This window comes from Streptomyces sp. CAU 1734 (assembly GCF_039888735.1).
Taxonomy (GTDB): Bacteria; Actinomycetota; Actinomycetes; order Streptomycetales; family Streptomycetaceae; genus Streptomyces.
Window position 1 is genome coordinate 1,868 of the sequence record NZ_JBDQQP010000035.1, and the last position, 3,213, is coordinate 5,080.

1 rRNA gene is annotated in these 3,213 nt (G+C 57.0%); it reads left to right on the plus strand.

Annotation, left to right across the window (positions count from 1 at the left end):
* Positions 1-64 precede the first annotated feature (64 nt).
* A 23S ribosomal RNA gene (locus AAFN69_RS34980) occupies positions 65-3,191 on the plus strand.
* Positions 3,192-3,213 lie beyond the last annotated feature (22 nt).

Sequence of the window (3,213 nt, forward strand, 5' to 3'; positions counted from 1 at the left end):
TAAGGGCGGGGTGGCGGGTGGTTGGTCGTTGTTTGAGAACTGCACAGTGGACGCGAGCATCTGTGGCCAAGTTTTTAAGGGCGCACGGTGGATGCCTTGGCACCAGGAACCGATGAAGGACGTGGGAGGCCGCGATAGTCCCCGGGGAGTCGTCAACCAGGCTTTGATCCGGGGGTTTCCGAATGGGGAAACCCGGCAGTCGTCATGGGCTGTCACCCGCTGCTGAACACATAGGCAGTGTGGAGGGAACGAGGGGAAGTGAAACATCTCAGTACCCTCAGGAAGAGAAAACAACCGTGATTCCGGGAGTAGTGGCGAGCGAAACCGGATGAGGCCAAACCGTATATGTGTGATACCCGGCAGGGGTTGCGTATGCGGGGTTGTGGGATCTCTCTTTCACGGTCTGCCGGCCGTGAGACGAGTCAGAAACCGTAGTCATAGGCGAAGGACATGCGAAAGGTCCGGCGTAGAGGGTAAGACCCCCGTAGCTGAAATGATTGCGGCTCGTTTGAGAGACACCCAAGTAGCACGGGGCCCGAGAAATCCCGTGTGAATCTGGCGGGACCACCCGTTAAGCCTAAATATTCCCTGGTGACCGATAGCGGATAGTACCGTGAGGGAATGGTGAAAAGTACCGCGGGAGCGGAGTGAAATAGTACCTGAAACCGTGTGCCTACAAGCCGTGGGAGCGTCGCGCAGAGAACTTGTTCTCTGCGTCGTGACTGCGTGCCTTTTGAAGAATGAGCCTGCGAGTTTGCGGTGTGTTGCGAGGTTAACCCGTGTGGGGAAGCCGTAGCGAAAGCGAGTCCGAACAGGGCGATTTAGTAGCGCGCTCAAGACCCGAAGCGGAGTGATCTAGCCATGGGCAGGTTGAAGCGGCTGTAAGAGGTCGTGGAGGACCGAACCCACCAGGGTTGAAAACCTGGGGGATGACCTGTGGTTAGGGGTGAAAGGCCAATCAAACTCCGTGATAGCTGGTTCTCCCCGAAATGCATTTAGGTGCAGCGTCGTGTGTTTCTTGCCGGAGGTAGAGCACTGGATAGGCGATGGGCCCTACCGGGTTACTGACCTTAGCCAAACTCCGAATGCCGGTAAGTGAGAGCGCGGCAGTGAGACTGTGGGGGATAAGCTCCATGGTCGAGAGGGAAACAGCCCAGAGCATCGACTAAGGCCCCTAAGCGTACGCTAAGTGGGAAAGGATGTGGAGTCGCAGAGACAACCAGGAGGTTGGCTTAGAAGCAGCCACCCTTGAAAGAGTGCGTAATAGCTCACTGGTCAAGTGATTCCGCGCCGACAATGTAGCGGGGCTCAAGCGTACCGCCGAAGTCGTGTCATTGCAGTACATACCCCCAACGGGGACTGTGATGGGTAGGGGAGCGTCGTGTGCCGGGTGAAGCCGCGCCGGAAGGCAGTGGTGGACGGTTCACGAGTGAGAATGCAGGCATGAGTAGCGATACACACGTGGGAAACGTGTGCGCCGATTGACTAAGGGTTCCTGGGTCAAGCTGATCTGCCCAGGGTAAGTCGGGACCTAAGGCGAGGCCGACAGGCGTAGTCGATGGACAACCGGTTGATATTCCGGTACCCGCTTTGAAACGCCCAATACTGAATCAGGCGATGCTAAGTCCGTGAAGCCGCCCTTGATCTCTTCGGAGTGAGGGGGAGTGGTGGAGCCGACGGACCAGACTTGTAGTAGGTAAGCGATGGGGTGACGCAGGAAGGTAGTCCAGCCCGGGCGGTGGTTGTCCCGGGGTAAGGGTGTAGGCCGTGTGATAGGCAAATCCGTCACACATTGAGGCTGAGACCTGATGCCGAGCCGATTGTGGTGAAGTGGATGATCCTATGCTGTCGAGAAAAGCCTCTAGCGAGTTTCATGGCGGCCCGTACCCTAAACCGACTCAGGTGGTCAGGTAGAGAATACCGAGGCGTTCGGGTGAACTATGGTTAAGGAACTCGGCAAAATGCCCCCGTAACTTCGGGAGAAGGGGGGCCACATCTGGTGAGAGGACTTGCTCCTCGAGCTGGGGGTGGCCGCAGAGACCAGCGAGAAGCGACTGTTTACTAAAAACACAGGTCCGTGCGAAGCCGTAAGGCGATGTATACGGACTGACGCCTGCCCGGTGCTGGAACGTTAAGGGGACCGGTTAGCTCCATTTCGGTGGGGCGAAGCTGAGAACTTAAGCGCCAGTAAACGGCGGTGGTAACTATAACCATCCTAAGGTAGCGAAATTCCTTGTCGGGTAAGTTCCGACCTGCACGAATGGCGTAACGACTTCTCGACTGTCTCAACCATAGGCCCGGTGAAATTGCACTACGAGTAAAGATGCTCGTTTCGCGCAGCAGGACGGAAAGACCCCGGGACCTTTACTATAGTTTGATATTGGTGTTCGGTTCGGCTTGTGTAGGATAGGTGGGAGACTGTGAAGCGGGCACGCCAGTGTTCGTGGAGTCGCTGTTGAAATACCACTCTGGTCGTGCTGGATGTCTAACCTGGGTCCGTGATCCGGATCAGGGACAGTGTCTGATGGGTAGTTTAACTGGGGCGGTTGCCTCCTAAAGAGTAACGGAGGCGCCCAAAGGTTCCCTCAGCCTGGTTGGCAATCAGGTGTTGAGTGTAAGTGCACAAGGGAGCTTGACTGTGAGACCGACGGGTCGAGCAGGGACGAAAGTCGGGACTAGTGATCCGGCGGTGGCTTGTGGAAGCGCCGTCGCTCAACGGATAAAAGGTACCCCGGGGATAACAGGCTGATCTTCCCCAAGAGTCCATATCGACGGGATGGTTTGGCACCTCGATGTCGGCTCGTCGCATCCTGGGGCTGGAGTCGGTCCCAAGGGTTGGGCTGTTCGCCCATTAAAGCGGTACGCGAGCTGGGTTTAGAACGTCGTGAGACAGTTCGGTCCCTATCCGCTGTGCGCGTAGGAATATTGAGAAGGGCTGTCCCTAGTACGAGAGGACCGGGACGGACGAACCTCTGGTGTGCCAGTTGTCCTGCCAAGGGCATGGCTGGTTGGCTACGTTCGGGAGGGATAACCGCTGAAAGCATCTAAGCGGGAAGCCTGCTTCGAGATGAGTATTCCCACCCCCTTTGAGGGGTTAAGGCTCCCAGTAGACGACTGGGTTGATAGGCCGGATCTGGAAGGCGGGTAACCGCTGGAGGTGACCGGTACTAATAGGCCGAGGGCTTGTCCTCAGTTGCTCGCGTCCACTGTGTT